This window comes from Oleiphilus sp. HI0061 (genome assembly GCF_001635675.1).
In genome coordinates, this window is the sequence record NZ_LWFE01000781.1 from 1 (window position 1) to 404 (window position 404).

A 404-nucleotide genomic window follows, 5' to 3' on the forward strand; every position below is an offset into this window, starting at 1 on the left:
ATCGCTCGAACGCGACCGTAACACATGCCCGCAATAACGATATCACCACCACGAAGTGTACCGTTCTGTATCAATACTGTTGATACAGCACCACGGCCTTTATCAAGGCTAGATTCCACAACAACACCTTTTGCCGGAACGTTCTTGGCAGCTGTTAACTCTAGAAGCTCAGCTTGAAGCAATACAGCATCAAGCAAAGCATCAATACCTTCACCGGTATGCGCAGAAACGTTTACAAACTGGACATCGCCACCCCAGTCTTCGGGGATAACTTCTTTCGTCGCTAGTTCATTTTTAACACGATCAGGATCTGCTTGCTCTTTATCCATTTTGTTTACCGCAACAACGATCGGCATATTTGCTGATCGCGCATGCTGAATCGCTTCTTCGGTTTGTGGCATCAT

Annotated in this window: 1 protein-coding gene; it reads right to left on the bottom strand. The window is 46.5% G+C overall.

Features of this window, described 5'->3' with window-relative positions; translation table 11 throughout:
* The coding region (locus A3735_RS09535) for a GTP-binding protein (RefSeq protein ID WP_231882520.1) at positions 1 to 404 on the bottom strand (404 nt) is incomplete at both ends.